This window comes from Pedobacter steynii (assembly GCF_001721645.1).
GTDB lineage: Bacteria > Bacteroidota > Bacteroidia > Sphingobacteriales > Sphingobacteriaceae > Pedobacter > Pedobacter steynii_A.
This window is the reverse complement of sequence record NZ_CP017141.1, coordinates 1021441-1043062: the sequence shown is the minus strand read 5'-3', so window position 1 is coordinate 1043062 and position 21622 is coordinate 1021441. Positions and strand designations below refer to the sequence as shown.

At 42.3% G+C, this 21622-nt stretch carries 14 protein-coding genes; 9 read left to right on the top strand and 5 right to left on the bottom strand.

Features of this window, described 5'->3' with window-relative positions; all coding sequences use genetic code 11:
• The first annotated feature begins 17 nt into the window (after positions 1-17).
• From BFS30_RS04120 to BFS30_RS04100, 5 genes are read left to right on the top strand one after another with little or no spacing between them, the layout of a single operon-like run.
• Positions 18-1463, top strand: coding sequence for a RagB/SusD family nutrient uptake outer membrane protein (locus BFS30_RS04120; protein WP_069378106.1), 1446 nt, complete (start codon positions 18-20; stop codon positions 1461-1463).
• 10 nt (positions 1464-1473) lie between these two features.
• Positions 1474-2304 carry a hypothetical protein gene (locus BFS30_RS04115; RefSeq protein WP_069378105.1) on the top strand — a complete coding sequence of 277 codons (831 nt, stop codon included), beginning with the start codon at positions 1474-1476 and terminating at the stop codon, positions 2302-2304.
• A gap of 7 nt (positions 2305-2311) precedes the next feature.
• Positions 2312-4225, top strand: coding sequence for a TlpA disulfide reductase family protein (locus tag BFS30_RS04110; RefSeq protein WP_069378104.1), 1914 nt, complete (start codon positions 2312-2314; stop codon positions 4223-4225).
• Positions 4226-4238: 13 nt separating this feature from the next.
• Positions 4239-5387, top strand: a complete 1149-nt coding sequence (locus BFS30_RS04105) for a TlpA disulfide reductase family protein (protein ID WP_069378103.1) — start codon at positions 4239-4241, stop codon at positions 5385-5387.
• A gap of 52 nt (positions 5388-5439) precedes the next feature.
• A complete protein-coding gene (locus BFS30_RS04100; protein ID WP_069378102.1) occupies positions 5440-6075 on the top strand; it encodes a hypothetical protein in 636 nt (211 codons plus the stop codon).
• On the opposite strand, the gene BFS30_RS04095 is transcribed toward BFS30_RS04100, so the two are convergent.
• Positions 6050-6898: a sigma-70 family RNA polymerase sigma factor gene (locus BFS30_RS04095; protein ID WP_069378101.1), complete on the bottom strand. Its 849-nt coding sequence runs from the start codon at positions 6896-6898 to the stop codon at positions 6050-6052. The two genes, BFS30_RS04100 and BFS30_RS04095, sit on opposite strands and share 26 nt — an antisense overlap.
• A 188-nt stretch (positions 6899-7086) precedes the next feature.
• Here BFS30_RS04095 and BFS30_RS04090 point away from each other — a divergent pair, with 188 nt between their 5' ends.
• Positions 7087-8655: a M61 family metallopeptidase gene (locus tag BFS30_RS04090; RefSeq protein WP_069378100.1), complete on the top strand. Its 1569-nt coding sequence runs from the start codon at positions 7087-7089 to the stop codon at positions 8653-8655.
• 55 nt (positions 8656-8710) lie between these two features.
• On the opposite strand, the gene BFS30_RS04085 is transcribed toward BFS30_RS04090, so the two are convergent.
• The 3 genes from BFS30_RS04085 to BFS30_RS04075 all read right to left on the bottom strand — a co-directional run bounded on the left by BFS30_RS04085 (position 8711) and on the right by BFS30_RS04075 (position 14642).
• Positions 8711-9850, bottom strand: coding sequence for an efflux RND transporter periplasmic adaptor subunit (locus BFS30_RS04085; protein ID WP_069378099.1), 1140 nt, complete (start codon positions 9848-9850; stop codon positions 8711-8713).
• 1 nt (position 9851) lies between these two features.
• The gene (locus BFS30_RS04080) at positions 9852-14180 is read right to left on the bottom strand and encodes a CusA/CzcA family heavy metal efflux RND transporter (protein WP_069378098.1); all 4329 of its coding nucleotides are present in this window, start codon (positions 14178-14180) and stop codon (positions 9852-9854) included.
• A 69-nt stretch (positions 14181-14249) separates the two neighbouring features.
• A complete protein-coding gene (locus BFS30_RS04075; protein WP_069378097.1) occupies positions 14250-14642 on the bottom strand; it encodes a hypothetical protein in 393 nt (130 codons plus the stop codon).
• A 191-nt stretch (positions 14643-14833) separates the two neighbouring features.
• On the opposite strand from BFS30_RS04075, the gene BFS30_RS04070 reads away from it, so the two are divergent.
• A complete protein-coding gene (locus BFS30_RS04070) occupies positions 14834-17218 on the top strand; it encodes a GH92 family glycosyl hydrolase (protein WP_069378096.1) in 2385 nt (794 codons plus the stop codon).
• 111 nt (positions 17219-17329) lie between these two features.
• On the opposite strand, the gene BFS30_RS04065 is transcribed toward BFS30_RS04070, so the two are convergent.
• Positions 17330-18061, bottom strand: coding sequence for a GntR family transcriptional regulator (locus BFS30_RS04065; RefSeq protein WP_069378095.1), 732 nt, complete (start codon positions 18059-18061; stop codon positions 17330-17332).
• A gap of 221 nt (positions 18062-18282) precedes the next feature.
• On the opposite strand from BFS30_RS04065, the gene BFS30_RS04060 reads away from it, so the two are divergent.
• Both BFS30_RS04060 and BFS30_RS04055 read left to right on the top strand, forming a co-directional pair.
• On the top strand, positions 18283-20145 hold the full coding sequence (locus BFS30_RS04060) for a class I mannose-6-phosphate isomerase (RefSeq protein ID WP_208603032.1): 1863 nt from the start codon (positions 18283-18285) through the stop codon (positions 20143-20145).
• 33 nt (positions 20146-20178) lie between these two features.
• On the top strand, positions 20179-21564 hold the full coding sequence (locus tag BFS30_RS04055; protein ID WP_069378094.1) for a sugar porter family MFS transporter: 1386 nt from the start codon (positions 20179-20181) through the stop codon (positions 21562-21564).
• Positions 21565-21622 lie beyond the last annotated feature (58 nt).

Below are 21622 nucleotides of genomic sequence, written 5' to 3'. Positions count from 1 at the left end.
TAATAATCCTGAAGAACATGAAAAAATATATACCGGTATTGTGCCTCCTGTTTTTTTGTACGATATCCTTATCCTGCAAAAAATTTTTGGAAGAACAATCTCAAACAGAAATTATCCCTAAAACAGTGGAGTCTTTAAATGAATTGTTATTGGGGGAAGGTTATCAAGGCGTATATGGAGGAGTGAGCAGTATTCAATGCTTCTATGATGACGATAAGGAACATCGCAAATTTGTTTTCGGAAAAAAAGCTTCTTATTATCCTTATACCTGGCAACCGGATCAGGAGCAAATGTTATTTGGAAGCTTTTGGGAAAACGCTCCCTGGGCAGGTTATTATAAATTCATACAGATCTGCAATGTAGCATTCGATTATTCCGGTAAAGTAAAGGGAACGCAGGCCGAAAAAGACAATCTGGAAGGACAGGCGCATTTGCTCAGGGCATTTTATTATTTTAAACTGGTAAATCTTTATGCCAAGCCTTATACTGACCGGCTTTCTTCTCCTGAAACAGACCTGGGCGTGCCTTTGATGCTTACCTCAGGTGTGTCACTTGAAGGAAAACCACGTAATACCGTAAAAGAAGTTTATCAGCAAATTCTCAGTGACGTCGAAAAGGGAATCGCCCTTCTGGAAAAACACAAAAAAGATAATGGTGTATATCGCATCAGTTATCTGGCAGGTTATCTTTTGAGCTCCAGGATAAATCTATATATGGGCAATTGGGAAAAGGCAATAGAAGCTGCAACCGTGGTGATCAACAATAAGCCTTCACTTATTGATCTGAATACCTGGGGAACTCCGGATCAGAATAATAAACCTATAATTAATGGGGAGAGTCCCGAAACATTATGGGCATTCGGGAAACAGGATGATGTAACTTTTGATGGTAACCATGCGATCAATGATAGAGGTAATTATTTGCTTTCAGAAAGTTTGCTTTCTATTTACGAGGATGGAGATTTAAGGAAGAGCATCTATATCAAAGGGGGGAAATCTATTAAAAGACGAAGCTATAATCTGGGATCTGGTAAAACAGCACAGGCCTTACGGGTATCAGAAGCTTTCCTGAACCGGGCGGAAGCTTATGCTCAGTTGAATAAATCAGGGAGTATAGCAAATGCACAACTGGCTTTGAAAGATTTGAATACGTTGCGGAAGAAACGGTTCGCCACAGAGAAATATGCAGACCTTTCCAGTACAGATGCAGATGACCTGTTGAAAAAGTGTTACGATGAGAAACGCAGGGAGTTTTTTGAGGAAGAAGAACATCGATGGTTCGATCTGAGGCGTCATGGAATGCCTTCCTTCAGTCATCACTTTTATGAAAGTGAAGGACTGAAATTGAAATTCACTCTTCAGGATCATGACCCTGCCTACTTGATGCAGCTACCCAAGGAGGCGTTAATCCTGAATAAAAGTCTAGTTGATAACCCCAGACCTGCCATTCGTGTCGGACAATAAGTATTGCCATATGAACTTAAAACTATTATTTTCTCTCCTTTCCCTGATGATTGCACTGGCACTTGGATGTAAAAAGGAACCGGTGATTCAGCCGGATACTTTACAGCCCGAATATCAACTCCCTCAGGGGAACCAACCATACGATAATAAGATTCTGGATTTCTATAAGAAATATGGGACTTATATCCTTTATAAATTCAATGACAAGGATTTTCAGTGGAACATTTCTGCAAATATTCTATACGCAGCAGACCCAGGCGATCAGGATTATATCGCTCAATCCCTGGAAATGATGGATAAAAAACTGTTCAGCTTTTATACTGAACCGTTTTTAAAGCTTTCATTGCCATACAAAATTTTGCTTTCCTCCAGAATCAGAAGGGTAGTGGCGCCGGATACGCTGGCTACACCTGTTAACGCAGTCAGTACATTTAGTCATTTTACCTTTGGTCAGGCCAGCCCACGATTAGGAAATCTGACAGAACAGGAATTAACTGTAATGAAGAATGAGCTGCATATTGCCTATTGGAAACAGGCGGTCATTACCAAAAAAGTTGAACTTCCTGACCTCTTTATTGCCGCAACAGATTATGGAATGGTACAGGACTACAATAAGAATGAATATGGTGTGTTTACCTATTCCTATGGAATGACTGCCAGTGATGATTTTCTGGATTACATAACTGCTATTGTATCCCATACAGCAGAGGAACTCGAGGCAACGATCTTCTTGCCGGAAAATGATCCCCAGGGCCGCTTTAAGTTTAAATATAATGCAGTCATCAATTATTACAAGGCAAAATATAACCTGGATTTACAGGCCATTGGTAATTCAAAATAATAACATAATGAAAAGAATATTCCTGTGTGGTATGCTTATTCTCCCTTTGATTGGAGTTTGTCAGCAGCAAAAGTTTAAAATTAAGGGCATGGTCAGGGATGTTCCGGCGAAAGCAAAGGCTTATCTCTTTTATCAGGTAGGTTCTACGATGATTCTTGATTCTGCCCGCCTTAACCATGGCTCTTTTGAGTTTTCAGGTACGGTGGATTCACCTATGGAAGCTACGGTCATACTGGAGCATAAAGGTTTATTTCCTGCCAATGATCAGGTCGATTCGAGATCTGTTTATCTTGAAAACGGGGTCGTTCATGTGGAAGGAAAGGATTCTCTGGCACATTGTAAAATATGGGGGACTGCCTTAAATCTGGATAACCAGAAGAGGATCAGACCATCTCAAAAGCAAATGGGTTTGGGCCCGACGAAGGAGGAAGCGAAAGCTATGGCCGAATTTGTCAGTGCTCATCCGGCCTCGCTGGTAAGCCTGGATTGGATGAGGGCAATTGGAGGAAGGGATAGTGCTGTAATTGCCAGCTATCCTAAATTATCGGCGTCTTTGAGACAAACAAAAGAAGGACGGGAATTGGGCTTAGTCGTGAAAGCTAACCAGGCAATCCGAAAAGGACAGTTGGCACCGGATTTTAGTCTTCCGGATGAGACTGGGAAGTTGATTAAACTCTCCAGTCTCCGGGGCAAATATGTACTGCTGGAATTTTGGGCCAGCTGGTGTAAACCCTGCCGGGCGGTGCAACCTAAATTATTGGAACTCTATAATGAATTAAAATCTACGGGTAAGTTTACTATCCTTGCAGTTTCTTTGGATAAGGAGCAGTCCGCATGGCTAAAAGCCATGAAGGAAGATAATGTTCCCTGGTTACAGGTAGCGGATCTGAATGCTCCGGTCAATAAGGCTGCCCAATTGTATGATGTGACCATGATTCCTGCCAGTTTCTTAATAGATCCGGATGGAAGGATTGTTGGCCCGGGGCCGAACAGCGCACTGCTGATGGAAAAATTAAAGGTCCGGGATGGTTCTGAAGCTAGCAATGGCCAACTTGAAGAGCCCATGATTAAACTGGAACCTCAGGAGGTAGTCAATTTCCTGTTGAAAGATAATATCAGTAAGGCTGATGTATCAGAGGATTGCGATGCCTTGAATAAAATTCTTAGCCGTGATATTGGAGAAATGGAGATGGTAAAGGAACTGAGTACATTGGATATGGTAAAAGATAGCGCCGCTTTTTATGGTTTAATCTCTACCAAAGGGGTTGCTTTAACCAGGGAGAAGATGAAGCTGAAACAACAATTTGTTCGGGATCATCCCAACTCATTTGTCAGCTTGTATTTGTTAGAGGAAAATAACTGTATGTATAGTTCAGATAGCTATGTGCTTGCTTATCAGCAGCTGGCTGAAAGACTTAAAAATACCTTGGCTGCCCAGTCAATCCGAAACAGGATAGAACAATTGAAAATTACACCTTCAGGTAAAAAGCTTCAGAACTTTACGAGAAAAGACCAGTATGGTAAAACCGTAAAATTGAGCGACTATAAAGGGAAACTGGTTTTGCTGGACTTTTGGGGCAGCTGGTGTGTCGTTTGCCGGGAAAGTCATCCTCATTTAAAAGAACTTTATAAAACTTATAAAGACAAAGGTTTGGAAATCATAGGGGTCGCTAATGAGCGAAGCAAATCCCTAACTGAAGGTAAAGCAGCCTGGCTGGCGGCAATTAAAAAGGATGGTGCGGATTGGGTACAGGTATTGAATGATGAAGGCAAGGAGAATATGGATATTGTGAAGGCTTATGGCATTACCACTTATCCCACAAAAATTCTTTTGGATAAGAATGGGGAAGTCATCATGCGTGTTTACTCCATGCTAAACGACGAAATGGATACGCTGATTAAAACCTTACTCGAAAAATAAATTATATACCACTATGAAAAGAGTTTTTCTCCTGCTTTGCCTGTGTCCGTTGATGACATTGGCCCAGCAAAAATTTACCATAAACGGCAGTCTTAACGTAATGCCCCCTCCCGCAAAAGCATTTCTATATTATGCGGTAAATGGCCGGAATAAAATAGATTCTACAGCTATAAACGGAGGGCTTTTTACATTTAAAGGTACCCTGTCTGAAGTGACACAGGCGCATATTAAGATCAAACGCAGTCCCGGCTACAAAGCCGGAGCCAGAAATCTGCCTTCAGACATCCTGGATTTTTACCTGGAACCTGGAACGATCGCAGTGACCTCAAAAAATGATTCTGTCAGGAATGCAGTTATAAAAGGATCTGTTATTAACGATGATATTGCAAAATGTAAGGCTACAGCCGATCAGATACAGCTCCGGGCGCAACAAATTGTAGCTCAATATAAATCAGGGACGCCTGAGCAATTAAAAGATACGGCTTATCTCGAAAGGTTTAACAAGCAATTAAAAGTACTTGATCAGGACATCAGGAACATCAATAACAATTTCATGCGCGGCAACCGGGATTCCTATTACAGTTTAATCCTGTTTAAGAGTACGGTTAACGTCGAGGCGAATCCCGATAATGCGGCTAAGGAATTTGCTGCGTTTTCTTCCCGTTTGAAATCAACTGAACTTGGTAAGCGGCTCCTGAAATCTATAAATGGAGCCGGTGCATTGGCATTGGGTCAGAAGGCTATGGACTTCACACAAAATGATGTAAATGGGAAGCCTGTTAGATTATCTGATTTTAAAGGTAAATACGTATTGATTGATTTTTGGGCCTCATGGTGTGGACCCTGCAGACAGGAAAACCCAAATGTGCTCAGGGCATACAACAAATATAAAGACCAAAATTTTACGGTATTGGGAGTTTCACTGGATAATCCGGGACAGAAAGAGGCCTGGTTGCAGGCGATAAAAGAAGATGGATTGAGCTGGACACAGGTTTCCGACCTTAAAGGAGGCAACAATGAGGTTGCTGAAATGTATCAGGTGAAAAGCATCCCCACTAATTTCCTGGTTGGCCCGGATGGGAAAATTCTGGCAAAAAATCTCAGAGGAGCTGACCTGGAAAACAAAATCCTGGAATTGTTAGATAAAACAAAGAAAAAGTAAATAATGGTTGTCACAAAATTCTGTTTTACCTGTCCTTGGTAAAACAGAAAAAATGACAACCATTAAAAACAACCTTTTCTCCCGGTCTAATGCGAAGAAACTACATTATTTTTCCGGGCTTACCCTGGCGGTATTTATTGCATTTCATTTGTTCAATCAGCTGTACTCCCTGGCCGGTCCCGCTGCACATATAGAAATGATGGAGACTTTCAGGAAACTATACCGCCATCCGGTATTGGAAACCCTCCTGATGGTGGCAGTAAGCTTTCAGCTGATCACGGGGATCAGCATGCTTTTTAACAAGAGAAAAAAAAACAGGATAGAAAAATTGCAGATTTACTCTGGCTTGTATCTTTCTTATTTCCTGCTTGCCCATGTTGCCGCTGTCCTTTATGGTCGTTACCTGCAGCTGGACACCAATTTCAACTTTGCTGCGGCCGGACTAAATGATGATCCGGCAATGCTTTATTTTATTCCTTATTATTTCTTTGCCGTACTGGCCATATTCCTTCATGTAGCTGCTATTCATTACCTGAAAACCGGATCAGCTTTGGTAGCCTGGATCATTGGTAGCATAGGCGTGTTGGTCGCAATAGGGATCATAATCGGTTATACCGATAGTTTCCATTTCAGAAAAGTACCAGCTGAATACCTGCAGTTCGTCAGGGCTTTTTTTGGAGGTTCCTGATTTTATCCGGATTACGGATAAAATAAAGCGTGGAAATCTGACCGTCCAATATAACCAGGACAATGACGGTCTCCACATGTCCGTTTATTTTATCATACAGCAGAATCCCATTTTCACCGTTGATGGCGCTGCATTTAAACGTAAGCTGTTCTCCATATTTCTGGTATAACCCATTGAGGAAAGCCATACAATTCTTCCGGCCGGAAATGGGTTGCATTGCTGCGGATACCTTTCCGCCACCATCCGAATAGATGGTGATGTCTTCCTGAAGACATTTCATCAGCTCTTGTACATTTCCGCCTGCACAAACCTGTAAAAAGGCATTGATAAATGAACTGCTTTCCTCTGCTGAAGGAATATAACGGGTCTTTCCTTCAGCGACCTTCTTCCTTGCCCTATGCAATAACTGCCGGCAATTCTCCTCTTCTATAGCTAATACCTCTGCAATTTCCGGATAAGCATAATCCAGACTCTCTCTTAACAGGAATACAGCCCTTTCCACTGGATTTAACTGTTGTAGCAAGAGCACGAGTGCATAGGAAACATCCTGCCGGTGCATATGCTGGAAACGTTCCTGAAATAAGGGCTCAGGTAAATCGGGACCGGGATAAACCAGTCGTTTTCGTTTTTCCAGGAGCGATAAACAACGATTGACGACTGATTTTACCAGATAAGCCTCCGGATTACGAATTCCTGAAACAGCTTGTGTTGTAAAAGCCAGGAAAATATCCTGAAGAATATCCTCTGCATCTGCCGCACTTTTTGTCATTTTGTAAGCCAGAGCAAATAGCTTGTCTTTATGTTCCTGAAAGCGTTCTGTCATCTTAAATCCGGGATAAAATAACTGTAATAAAGGTAGCCGATCCTCAATGCTGAGGATGTAAAATAAACGCTACGCGGACGAAAAATAAATAATTCTTTTTTTAAAGGGTTAATATTGAAGCGATTTTGATTAAAATATGCCGGTAACATCAGGATCATAATATTTACGTTTGATAAAGAATTAAAAATATGCGGAATAAATCCTTAAAAACGCTGCTTACACTGATCCTGATAGTGACCTTTTACTTCGTTTCATCAGCAAAAGAACCATCTTTCCGGTTTAAAGTAAATATGGAAGATCCTCAGTCTCATTACTATCATGTAGAATTGCGCTGTGAGGGCTTTGTTAAAGATAAACTGAATTTTAAACTCCCTGCCTGGACGCCAGGTTATTACTGGATCATGAATTTTGCTAAAAATGTAGTCAGATTCAAGGCGGAAACAGGTTCAGGAAAAAAACTGGATTGGGAAAAAGTAGATAAAAATAACTGGGAAGTGGACAGTGAAAATGCAGAGATCGTAATCATTTCATATGATGTTTTTGCACATACGTCTTCAGTGGCAGATGCTTTTCTCGACGAAAGTCATGCCTATATTTCGCCGGCGGGAATTTTTATGCACCTCTCAGGAGAACTGAACCATCCTGCAGAAGTGAATCTGAAATTTTCAGATAGATGGACTGCCGTTTCTACAGGACTGGATGAGCTGAAAGGTAAACCCAATACTTACCGGGCAGATGATTTTGATACTTTGTATGATAGTCCGATCTATATTGGGAATCAAAAAACGATGACATTTGATGTGAAAGGATTGAAGCATACCGTGGCAATGGTTAGTCCGGAAATGTTTGATACGACCACTTTTATAGCAGACCTGAAAAAGATTGTAACCTCGGCTACCGATCTCATGGGACATATTCCTTATAAACATTATACCTTCATCATTATGGGACCCGGACAAGGAGGATTGGAACACCGCAATTCTACCGCTGTGTTTTCTTCGGCCAGTTACATGATGAAAACTAAAGAATCTTATGACAGGTGGTTGTCTTTTCTGGCGCATGAGTATTTTCACCTGTATAATATCAAAGCCATACGTCCTTTGTCTCTCGGGCCATTCAATTATGACAAAGAAAATCTTACCCGGATGTTATGGGTTTCGGAAGGCTTTACGGTTTATTATGAATATGTTATCCTAAACAGAGCAGGGCTGCTAAACCGGGACGAGTTTTTAAAGGTGATCAGCAAGACAATCCGCAATTACGAAAATATACCCGGACACCTGCTGCAATCTGCAACTGAAGCCAGTTTTGATACCTGGATCCAGTTCTTTAATAGAAATGATAATGCCTCAAATACCACCATCTCTTATTATGATAAAGGTTGTATTCTGGGCTTGCTCATGGATCTGAAGATCAGACAGGAAACAAAAAACCGGAAATCACTGGATGATGTAATGCGCAGGCTGTACAAGGAATTTTATCAGGAAAAAAAGAGAGGTTTTACAGATGAAGAATTCAGAAAAGTTTGTGAAGAAACGGCCGGGACATCATTGCCGGAGTTGTTTAGCTATGCGTCCACAGTAAAGAAGATTGATTATCAGAAATATTTAAATTATGGAGGATTTAAAATCAACCTTGAGGTGTTAAAGGATCAGAATAAGCGTACTGATAATTTTGTTAAAAAGAACTATGAGATAGATCCAAATGAACATGCTGCTGCGTCAGAAAAAGAAATAGGCAGGGGTATACTCAGATAAATTTAGCGACTGCAAAATAAAAACCCCTGACTCCAGAGTCAGGGGTTTTTATTTGCTATTCACTGGTGTTTTTCAACTTCATCAGCAAAGAATAAGCTCCTGTGGTGACTACCTTTTTATCATCGAGATGATTTCCTACGACGGTGAAATTGTTTTCCGAAATCCCTTTCTGAACAGGGCTTAGCCGGAAGCTATGGCTGCCCTCCTGTACGAAAACATAATCTTTATTCTCGAAATTTACGATGGCTTCACTTGGCAATACCTTTTCCTTTGTGTTTTTAACCTGTATTTCTGCATTCATGTACATTCCGGGAACCAGGCGCTTATCATATCGCTCAAAGTGACAGTGTATTTCTGCACTGCGTTCTTCATTTAAGGCATGGCTCACCAGTATAATTTTCGTATTATATTTCTGATCAGGGCTGGCGTTATTATAGGCAACAGCCTGTTGTCCTATGGCAATTTTACTCAGGTCTTTCTCATATACCTTAAGGTTCAGGTGGATATCTGCAGGATTTACAAGTTCAAAGATGACATCGGATGGGGTTACATACTTACCGATATTAACATTGACTTTGCTGATGTAACCATTGATAGGAGAGTGGATGTTGACCGTTCTTGAAATCGAATTTTCTGTTAGTTGCCGGGGACTGATACCGATCAGGCTCAGTTTTGCTGCCAGTGCCCGGGTTTCAATGCTGAGGTTTCTGAATTCATTTTCTGCCTGTTGCAGGATTTTATCGCTGCTGGCCTTGGTACTGTTCAGCTCCTTTTGCCTTTCATATTCTTTGCCTGCATAGTTCAATTTGTTCTTTGCGCTCAGGTAATCCTGCTGTAACTGGATATATTGCGGGTCTTCCATAACTGCCAGGAGCTGCCCTTTACGGACTTGTGTGCCGGGGAGCATATTGGTCGACTTCAGGTATCCGCCCAAAGGAATGCTAACCGAAACCAGGTTCTGAGGGGGAACATCGATTTGTCCACTCAGTTTAAGAACAGCGCTGATGTTTTGTAAGGTAACCCCTGCTGTTTTGAGCTTAATGATTTTTGCCTGTTCGGTACTCAGTTGAACAAGGGTTTCGTCAGGGTTTACCGCCTGCTCTTTAGGAATTTGTTCTGCACTGCTGCTGCCACATGCATATAAAAGCGTGTTTAGCACTGCAGCAATTCCATATATAAATATTCTTGGTTTCATGTTACTTTGATAAAAGGTAATTCAAATTGATAATGCTGTTGTTCAGGTTTTTTATGGCCTCAAAATAATCAAGCTGAGTACTCAGCGACTGCTGGTTCAAAATGGTCCATTCCAGATAATTGATCTCTCCATTTTGTAACTGCTTATTAAGGGTGTTGGTGATGTCCTTCGCATTTTTTAGGGCGGCGCTCTCAAATTCTGCTACAATTTCCCTGTTTTGTTCAAAACTGGTTAATGTGGTATGGAGTTCGGCCTTTAGCTGCTGGTTCATATAGTCTGTCTCATTTTTGGTAATGGATTGAAAGGCCCTGGCTGATTTCACTCTTGCTTTTTGCCCGCCCGAGAAAACAGGGATTTCCAGACCAAGCTGAAAAGATTGAAACCTGTTGGCCCTGTTATATTTTAATCCATCCTGAATACTCATGTTGGCGTAACCAATACTGATATCGGGCAGGAGTCTGGACTTTTCTGCCAGCATTGCAGCATCAGCAGCTCTTTCCTGTTGCTGCGATAGCCGGAGCAAGGGATGACCGGACAATGCAACAGTATCCAATACACTCATCTCCAATTTAAAAAACTCAGATTTTGGAATGCGGTATTCCCTGGTCTGCAGCAATAAAAGGAATTTCTGTTGAAGTGATTCCTTTTCCTGTTGAAGCACCTTCTTTTGGACCCTGATCTGTATGAGCTGATTTTCTGCTGTTGCCCTTTCCAGCATATTGCTTTCACCGGCTTTGAGCCTCAGTGCGGCAATGCGCAAAAATGTGGTATAAGTGGAATCCATTTTCAGCAATAGCTGCTCTTTTTCATGAAGGATAAGCAATTCATAGAATATGCTTTTAGTAATTTTCCTGATGTCTGCTTCCTGAAGATCAACGTTGAGCAGGGCTGATTTCCATTCTTCAGTGAGCTGTTTCCTTTGCCGGCTATAAACTGAGGGCAGGCTCAGGGTTTGAGTGATGCTGAGCTTATTGTCGGTTAAAGGGCTGTTGAAGTTCCCATATTCTGCATTGATCGCAGTTTTGGAAATGGTATTCCCGCTTTTAATGAGTTGTTTGGCTTGCTCAGCCCTTAATTTTCTATTTGCTATGAGGAGGTTATTGGTAGTGGCACTATCAAGGGCCTCTTCAATTGTAATTGGTCTTTGTGCATGTGCCGGTAAAAAGGCGAACAACAGCAAGGCGGCAGTAATCGCTTGTTTAGCGCGCTTGGTTTTAATGCCTTTCTCAAAAGCAATGTAAAGAATAGGCAGGACAAAAAGGGTAAGCAGGGTGGCAATCATCAGACCACCTATGACTACCGTAGCGAGCGGACGTTGTACCGAAGCCCCGGCGCCATTGCTTAATGCCATGGGCAAAAAACCCAGAGAAGCGACGAAGGCGGTCATGAGTACAGGTCTTAACCGCGTTACTGTCCCTTGTGTAACTATACTTTTCATATCTGTTTCTCCTGTTGTTTTAATCCTGTTAAATTCAGCTACAAGTACAATCCCGTTGAGTACTGCAATCCCGAATAGTGCAATAAAGCCTACTCCTGCACTAATGCTGAACGGCATGCCCCTGAGTGCCAGTAAAAAAATCCCGCCAATGGCTGATAAGGGAATAGCGGTATAAATGAGTAATCCATATTTAATGGAATTGAAAGCAAAATAAAGCAGCAGGAAAATGAGTACCAACGAAACCGGTACGGCTACCGAAAGACGGGATTTAGCTTCATTCAGGTTTTCAAATGATCCACCATAACTAACGGTGTATCCTGTAGGCAGCTTCAAACCGGCAGTTACTTTTTCCTGAAGTTCTTCGACAATACTTTCAACATCCCGCCCGTTCACATTAAAGCCTACCAGAATCCTGCGCCTGGTATCCTCCCGTTGAATCTGACTTGGGCTGTCTACCAATTCTACTGTTGCCACCTGATTTAGAGGAATCTGGGTGCCTGCAGGCGTAGGGATCAACAGGTTTTGTACGTCCTTGATGTCCTGCCTTTGTTCATTCTGAAGGCGTACAACGAGGTCAAATCGCTTTTCTCCTTCAAAAACCAGCCCGGTAGTCTGACCCGCAAAGGCAGCATTGATGTTTCTGTTAATTTCTGAAATGTTCAACCCGTATTGAGCGATTGCAACGCGGTTGTACCTGATCACGATCTGGGGTGTGCCTGTGATCTGTTCTACATAGAGTTCTGTGGTTCCCTGGACGTTTTTGACAATGTTGCCAAGTTGTTTCGCGTAAATACCCAGCGTATCCAGGTTTTCGCCAAAGATTTTACAAACCACATCCTGACGGGCACCGGTCATCAGTTCATTAAAACGCATTTGTACCGGAAACTGGAAACTGGTGGTTACACCTGGTACTTCAGTGGCTGCGGCACTCATTTTTTCAGAAAGTTCTTCAAATGATTTTGCAGAAGTCCATTCGGATTTGTTTTTAAGGTTGATGATCATATCTCCCATATCCATTGGCAGGGGCTCTGTAGGAACTTCACTGCTGCCTATTTTAGTGACAATATTTTTGACTTCCGGGAAACGGGCTTTCAGAATACCAGCTACTTTCTGTACATTTTCTATGGTGGTGTTGAGGTTGCTGCCGGAAAGAACACGGGTTTCCACGGCATAGTCACCTTCTTCGATGGATGGAATAAATTCGCCCCCTAATCTGCTGAGTAGAAAAACAGCCATTACAAACAAGACGACCACAGTAGTAATGATGATTTTTGGAATCTTTAAAGCCCTGGTCAGCACATATTTATACCTGTTTTCAATTTTGGCCATAATGCGGTCTGAAAAATTCTGTTTCAGTTTGATCTTCTTGCTCAGAAAGATGCTGCTGACCATTGGGATATAAGTAAGCGAGAGTATAAATGCTCCTAGAAGGGCAAAGGCTACGGTTTGGGCCATAGGTTTAAACATTTTCCCTTCTATACCCTGTAAACTAAAAATCGGAAGGTATACGATTAAAATAATGATTTGTCCGAAGACTGCGCTATTCATCATCTTGGAAGAAGCACTTTTAACTTCTTTGTCCATATCGTGTTGGGAAAGCAGCGTCAGTCCGCCAAATTTTTTGCTGTGGCTAAGTTGGTGCATCACAGCTTCAACAATGATGACCGCTCCGTCTACAATCAATCCAAAGTCGAGTGCCCCAAGGCTCATGAGGTTTCCGCTGACTCCAAAGAGGTTCATCATAATGACTGCAAATAGCATAGATAGCGGAATCACTGAAGCGACCAGTAAACCTGCCCTTAAGTTGCCCAGAAAAAGTACCAGTACAAAAACGACAATAAGTGCGCCTTCCAATAGGTTGGTCTCTACGGTATTAATGGCATTACTGACCATGCTGGTACGGTCCAGAAAAGGTTCTATAATTACGCCTTCAGGCAGGGTCTTCTGAATCTCTGCTATTTTTTCTTTGATGTCTTCAATCACCACATTGCTGTTGGCTCCTTTTAACATCATCACGATGGCCCCGGATACCTCACCTTCGTCGTTATAGGTCAAGGCACCGTATCTGGTGGCCGCGCCGATGGTGACTTCGGCTACATCACGGATCAGCAGGGGCGTGTTCCCACCGGTATTTTTGATCACCACATTCTCAATATCTTCTTTATTGCCAATTAATCCCTCACTTCTGATATAGAGTACGGTAGATTGTTTTTCTATATAGGAACCGCCGGTGTTTTGGTTATTGCTTTCCAGTGCATGGAATACATCTGCAATGGTAACCTGCTGGGCCTGTAGCTTTCCGGGATTAATGGCTACCTGATATTGCTTCAGCTTGCCTCCAAAACTGCTGACCTCAGCTACGCCACGAACGCCAAGCAATTGCCGGCGTACAATCCAGTCCTGAATGGTCCTGAGCTCGGTAATGTCGTACTTGCTTTCGTAACCCTTTTTTGGCCTGACTACGTATTGATAGATTTCCCCCAGTCCTGTGGAAATAGGCCCCATCTCGGGTTTTCCTATCCCATCCGGAATGGATTCCTGTACCGCAATGAGCCGCTCTGATACCTGCTGACGGGCCCAGTAGACATCTACATCGTCGTTAAAGACAAGGGTAACCAGGGATAAGCCAAAGCGGCTGTAACTTCTGATTTCTTTGATGCCGGCAATGTTACTGCTGGCCTGCTCTACCGGAAAAGTAACGAGCCGCTCGATATCTGTAGCGCCATAGGAGGGGGCTACAGTAATGATCTGTACCTGATTGTTGGTAATGTCGGGTACGGCATCTATGGGAAGTTTAAAAAGTTCAAAAACCCCATATATGATGAGTGCGATAGTAAATAACGCAACGATGAGTTTATTCTTTACAGAAAACCCAATGATTTTATTTAACATGAAAATTTGGTATGATAAATTCCTGAATGAAAAAGGACAGCAATACCAATGAAAGCTGAATCCTGAAAATTAAGAAATGATCATGCCTTTAGGAGGTTGCCATACTTTTCTGCAATGGCAGCTGGGGATAAAGTTTTCTTTATAAAGAAAGGAATCGTTCTTCACTGTTGCCCATACCGCTTTTTGAAAATTGTTGCTGTGAAAAATTGGGATGGCAGGAGTGAAAAAATTACTCAGGTCTAATGATTTAAAGGGCAATTGATTGTCCCGGGCTTCATCATTGTCGGTATGTGGAATGGAATTGTAATGATCGCTAAGGTATTCTGAAAAAGTAATTTCGCTGTTTATCAGCTTATGCTCAAAGTAATGTTGAAACAGCACAGGCAGTTTAGCCATTTCCTGGAGCTCTGTGGAGGAAATGAGATAAAATGACAGGATAAAAAGTGTGATCAGCTTTTTCAATGCCCTAAAGGTAATGGGAAATTGTTTATTCTGAAAGAATCAGGGTGCTTTTTACAATTCTTATTGGTCACAATTGTGTGGCTGATGATCAGTGCGTTTTTTTCTTTTGCGCAAAATCTTGTTAAAAGGTAAAGTAAATGTATATATTTGGTTTATGTACATACATATGTACAATATTCATTTGATATCATATGATAAAGAGAATAAAACTGCTTGCTTTGATATTACCTGTCTTTGCTTTTTCAGCAATTGCTCAGGTAAAAAACGGGACATTTAATCCGGCGGCTTATGTTGATCCTCAGATCGGATCAGTACATGGACGCTGGTTTTTTTATACTCCGGCAGCCCTGCCCTTCGGAATGGCGAAAGTAGCTCCCCATACCAATGCCTACGGAAGGGAAGGTGGCTGGACACCGGCCGGTTATGATGATCTTCATCGCTCGATTGAAGGCTTTGGCCATTTTCATGAATTCCAGATAGGGGGGCTGGTGGTGATGCCGGTAAGGGGTGCTTTACAAACGGTTCCCGGCGATCTAAAGGATCCGGATTCTGGATATCGATCCCGTTTTGATAAACAAACGGAACATGCAGAACCTGGTTTTTATGAGGTTTTTCTAAAAGATTATGACATAAAAGCGGAACTTACAGCTACTGAACGGGTAGGTTTTCACCGCTATACCTTCCCTGAATCAAAGCAATCCAGGATTATTTTTGATGTGGGACATCGTCAGGGAGAAAGCGGGAAGGTGAATGAAGCGTGCATCCGTCTTTCTGGAAAGAACAGGTTGGAAGGATGGATAGAAACCTATCCGGAGTACCTGAAGTTCTGTGATCCTGATAAACGGGTTAAAATGTATTTTTCAGTTCTCTTGAATAAAGCTCCGGAATCTTATGGCACTTTCGTCGACGAGCAAATCAAAGATGGGGAGCAGGAAACAAAAGGACAGGGTAATGGCATGTACCTGAATTTTTCAACGAGCAGGAATGAAGTGATTGAAATGCAGGTTGGGCTGTCTTATACCAGTATAGAGAATGCCTCGAAAAACCTCCAGACTGAAGCTAAAGGGAAAACCTTTGATGGGGTCAGAAAAGCTGCACATCAGCTCTGGAATGAAAAGCTGGGGAGAATTGTGGCAGAAGGAAAAGATAGCGTTAGCAAGGTGAAATTTTACACCGGACTATACCATGCACTGCTGGGACGTGGATTGGCGAGTGATGTTAACGGGCAATACCCGCAACACAACGGTCAGATCGGACAGATTCCTTTGGATGCCAGGGGCAAGCCCAGGTACAACCATTATAATACCGATGGGATGTGGGGCGCGTTCTGGAACCTGGGCCAGTTGTGGGCTTTGGTTTATCCGGACTACCTGAGTGAATACATGCAGTCCAATCTGGATTTTGCCAAAGAAACAGGATGGCTTCATGATGGCCTTGCGGCAGGAACCCATACAAATGGGGTACAAACCAATTGTTTTGGCTTGATGCTGGCGGCAACTTATCATGCTCAGATCAGGGATTTTGATGTAGAAGAAGCTTATCAGGCGGCCTATAAAAATGAAACCGGCTACACTGACCGGCCTTTTGGATCAGGGAAATATGACCTTTGGCACCTGGTGGAGAAAGGATATATTCCATCAAAAGATACGACCATTTCCAATGGATGGGTCTTTAATTTCGGTGGATCACATACCCTGGAGTATGCTTATACTTCTTACGGTGTGGCTAATTTTGCTAAAGCTTTAGGGAAAACCAAAGACTATCAGAAACTAATCAGACAGGCGGGGGCCTGGAAAAACCTGTTCGATCCGGAAACTAAATTTATCAGACCCAAATATGAAAACGGGAGCTTTATTGAAGATTTTAAACCCATGCAGGCATGGCGTGGATTTCAGGAAGGCAACGCATTTCAATATACCTGGTATGTTCCTCAGGATCCTGCAGGCCTGATCGCGCTGTTGGGCAAAGATTTGTTCAATAAACGCCTGGAGGAAACTTTTGAGGAAAGTCAGAAGTCTACCTTTGGAGGCGGAAAGGAAATTGACAGTTTTTCCGGACTGGAGAAATTGTATAACCATGGAAACCAACCATGTTTACATCAGTCCTGGTTGTTTAATTATTCAGGAAAACCCTGGCTTTCTCAAAAATGGACACGTACCATTTGCGATGAATTTTACGGCGCTGAACCTTTGCATGGTTATGGCTTTGGTCAGGATGAGGATCAGGGACAGTTGGGGGCATGGTTTGTGATGGCTGCCCTGGGTTTGTTTGATGTTCAGGGACATGCAGCCATGAATCCTTCCTTTCAGTTTGGTAGTCCGATCTTTGATCAGGTGACGATAAAACTGAATCCTAAATACTATTCCGGAAAAGAACTGGTCATTAAAACCGTAAATAACTCAAAAGAGAACAAGTACATACAATCTGGTTCATTCAACCTGAAAAATCTAAGTAATTGCTGGATCGACCGAAAAAAGCTGACGGACGGAGGGATACTGACTTTTAAAATGGGACCCAAACCGAATACTTCCTGGGGAATATCGGTTCCTCCTCCTTCCATGAGTACGGAGAAATAGGACGGATTTGGTTTAATAAATAAGGGATTGTGCTAAGAAGTTTCTGCCCCTGCTTAAAGTGAGTATCAATCACCAGGATCAGAAGATACAACTCAGTAGACATAATGAAATTTATCCTCTTCTGCTTTCCACAGTAAATACAAAGCTGTCTGCTTTATAATAACCAAGGTTGTATTCTACCGGGCGTTCAGCCTGGTCATATACATATCTTTTACGGAACAGGATCGGGCTTCCTGGTTCTGTTTCCAACTTCTCAGCGATGAATTTATCTGCCGCTTTGGCACTGATTTCCTCTTTTGATAACTCGGTAATGATGTTGTAATCCATTTCCAGTATATCATAAAGGGGTCTTTTGAAATCCTCCTCGCCGGTTAAGCCGACACGTGGATGAAAGTAAGAAATGAAATATACAAACGGACCTTCCGGTTTACCCCTCAGCCGTTCCAGCTTTAAAATCTTTTGGTCGGTTTTAATATTGAAAAAATTAGCAATACTCTCTTCCGGATAGACCCAGCTGATGTGCAGCTCAAAATTCTTGATCGGAATGCCGCGTGCATTCATCTCCTGAGAAAAACTTAGCCAGTTAACCGACTTAGAGCTGATCAACGCGTCTGCAACTTTTGTCCCAACGCCCTTTTTTCGGATCAGCAGGCCTTCATAAACCAATTTATTTAAAGCCTGTCGAAGCGTGGTCCGCGATATAGCCAGTTGTTTAGCCAGATCAATTTCATTAGGTAATAGCTTATTGTTCTGAAACTGAGGATCCTTTATCATTTTACGCAACAACTCTTCTGCCTGTATATGCAGCGGAATCGGGCTTTTATGGTTAAGTGCTATTTTCATGTTATCCGGATCGTTTAAAAGAGCAGCCCGGTAGTTGGCTGCTCCGCAAAATTATGAAAATATATTTGCAATGGTTTATTAAATTACTATGTTTGTACATACATGTTTTTTTGATGAAGGGTTGTCTATTGTTGTTTTGCTTTTTAGCCTTTTATTTTATTATTAAGCGTGTTTTTTATGTTTGTTAATGTTTGTACATATGGAATTTGTTGATTGATATAATGAATAGTGAACACACGATTGGGGCTTTGGAAGAGTTTAAAAAGGACGAAATGCAGATAAATAAAAATACAATGGGGGAGGAATGGAGACGTACTTCACAATCATTATTGCCGGCTCAGGTTTTAGATGCTGACCGTCAGAAGGTTGATGATTATATTTTGTCTCCTTTCCAGGCGCTGGGGGACCATAAAATACTTAATGGATATACCAGTCTTGCAGAATGGATCATTAGTGAGAAAACAGTAGTTATTGATGGATATATAGGTGTGTTTTTTCATGATGTTCAATTGCAGATTCAAAAAGAGCTGAATCAGAAGGGCCTTTCTGTAAAATGGCACCAGGCTACAGATTATCTTAAACCGGAAAAGGAGGTTGATGAACTGGTTAAGCCTTTTTTGGGTGGAGAGGATGAGGTTTGGGGAACGAAATGCAACCTGAACCTTCAGGATTTCTTTAAATCCAGCGAGTTTTTAAAACTGAACATGGACCCGGAAAAAGACATCAATATTGTAATTGGTATTGGTGCCGGATTATTGAACAGGGAAGCCCCGGTGATCTATCTGGATATCCCAAAAAATGAAATTCAGTACCGGATGAGGGCCAGGTCAATCGCTAACCTGGGGAAATCTGCTTCAGAACGGTCATTTAGTATGTATAAGCGCTTCTATTTTGTTGATTGGGAGGTACTGAACAGATATAGAGCAGAATTGTTGGCGCGTATTTCTATTGTTGCAGACGGACAGAGACTTCATGAGCTGAACTGGTTGTTTAAAGCAGATTTACTGAAAGGGCTGAACCAGCTTAGCCATACTGTACTGCGCGCAAGACCCTGGTTTGAAAGTGGTTCATGGGGAGGGCAGTGGATGAAAAGCAAGCTCAAAGGCTTGAACGTTAACGAAGTGAATTATGCCTGGTCTTTTGAATTGATCAGCCCGGAAAATGGATTGGTCTTTGAAAGTGATGGCAATCTGCTGGAAGTGTCTTTCGACTTTTTAATGTTATGTGAATCCGGGGCTGTTTTGGGAAAACATGCAGAAACATTCGGAGCTTATTTTCCGATACGCTTTGATTTTCTGGATACTTTTAATGGTGGAAATCTTTCGATACAATGCCATCCTTCCAAAAATTATATCAGGGCCAATTTCGGAGAAACCATTACACAGGATGAGACCTACTATATCCTGGATGCGGCACCGGGAGCAAAGGTTTATTTAGGGTTTCAGGACGATATTAACCCGGCAGAATTTCGCCTGGCTTTGGAAAACAGTCAGTTGAAAAATGAAGAAATCGCCATAGAAAAATATGTACGGAGTTTTCCCTCTGTTAAACATGAGCTCTTTCTGATTCCAAATGGCACAGTACATAGCTCAGGACGGAACAATATGGTGCTGGAGATCAGCGCAACACCCTATATCTTCACCTTTAAAATGTACGACTGGCTTTCGCTTGATCTCCATGGAAATCCACGACCGATAAATATTGCACATGCATTTAATAACCTCAGGTTCGAACGCAAAGGAAAATTAGTCGAACAGGAACTGATCTCAATCCCGGTATCATTAGAGAAAGGGGCAGATTGGGAACTGATTCACTTACCAACCCATGAAGATCATTTTTATGATGTACACCGGTTGGAGTTTGATACGGAAATGGCGGTGGCTACGGAAGATAGTTGTCATGTACTGATGTTGGTGGAAGGTACTGCTGTTGCAGTGGAAATCAATGGAGAACGGGTTGGCATTTTCCATTACGCAGAAACTTTTGTCATTCCGGCAGCTACACAAAACTATAAATTACTGAATCCCGGAAAAGAAAAGCTGAAAGTCATCAAAGCCTTTCTTAAAAACGAGATCCAGCTGTAACGAATATCCTAAATACAACCAAATACTTGTCATATGAATAACAATTATAAAATTTATCTGGGTATCATTTGCCTGGTTGCCTCTCTTGGAGGTTTGCTTTTTGGTTTCGATATGGCAGTGATATCAGGAGTGCTGCCTTTTGTACAAAAGCAGTTCGGCTTAAGTCCTTTTCAGGAGGGCTGGTTTGTTTCCTCTGCTTTGGTTGGTTGTATTCTCGGAGTGGCGTTTTCGGGCGACTTAAGTGATCGTCTTGGACGCAAAAAATTATTGTTTCTCTCCTCTGTGCTATTTTTGTTTTCTGCAGTAGGCTGCTCGGTCGCGACTTCCCTGAACTGGCTGATTGCTGCCCGGCTGATCGGAGGGTTAGGGGTAGGTATTGCCTCTATTGTGGTTCCCTTATACCTTTCGGAAATTTCTCCTGCTGCCATCCGTGGCAGATTGGTGACCTGTTATCAGCTGGCCATCACTGCAGGAATTCTGCTGGCCTATATAACCAATGCACTCTTATTGAATTATTCAGAACAGCAGGTGGCTTCATCAGCCTTTCCCCTGATCGACCTGATCTATACAAAAGAAGTATGGCGGGGGATGTTTAGCATCGGAACGGTGTTTGCTTTGCTATTTCTGATCGGATTGTTTTTTGTTCCGGAAAGCCCAAGATGGCTGATTAAGAAGGGGAGAACTGCAGAGGGGCTTGCTATCCTTGAAAAGATTAATGATGGTAAAACAGAAGTCATTCCTGCCGCGGTGGAGAGCGACAACAGTGATCAGCATGGTTCTTATAAGGAACTGTTTGCTCCAAAATTGAGAAAGGCTTTGCTGCTGGGGATCTTATTGCCCTTGTTTTCTCAGCTCAGTGGTATAAATGCAATCATTTACTATGGTCCCTCCATCCTGAACGACGCAGGTATTGCATTACATAACTCTTTCCTTGGGCAGATTATATTTGGACTGGCCAACATGATATTTACCCTAATTGCCATATGGAAGGTTGACAACTGGGGCAGAAGGCCACTGTACCTGATTGGTACGATAGGAGCTACAGTGAGTTTATTTTTAACCGGATGGCTTTTCTATCAGGGATTAACCTCCAGCGTGCTTTTAATCATCAGTATTACGCTTTTTCTGGTTTGCTTTGCCTTCTCTATCGGACCTTTAAAGTTCGTGGTGGCATCAGAAATCTTTCCAACAAGAATCAGGGGGAAAGCAATGGGAATCAGTATTATGGTGATGTGGGTCGCCGATACGATTGTGGGCCAGGTTACACCAATCCTGTTAAGGGAAGCGGGTACGGCAGTTACCTTCGGGGTATTTGGGTTTTTCTGTCTGATCGCTTTCTTTACCGTATATAAACTATTACCCGAAACTAAAGGGAAGTCACTGGAAGAGATTGAGTCCTTCTGGACAGAGAAGTCCTAGGGGGAAGGGTAAAGAATCAAGGTCAGTAGTATACTACTGACCTTGATCGTATTTAGTG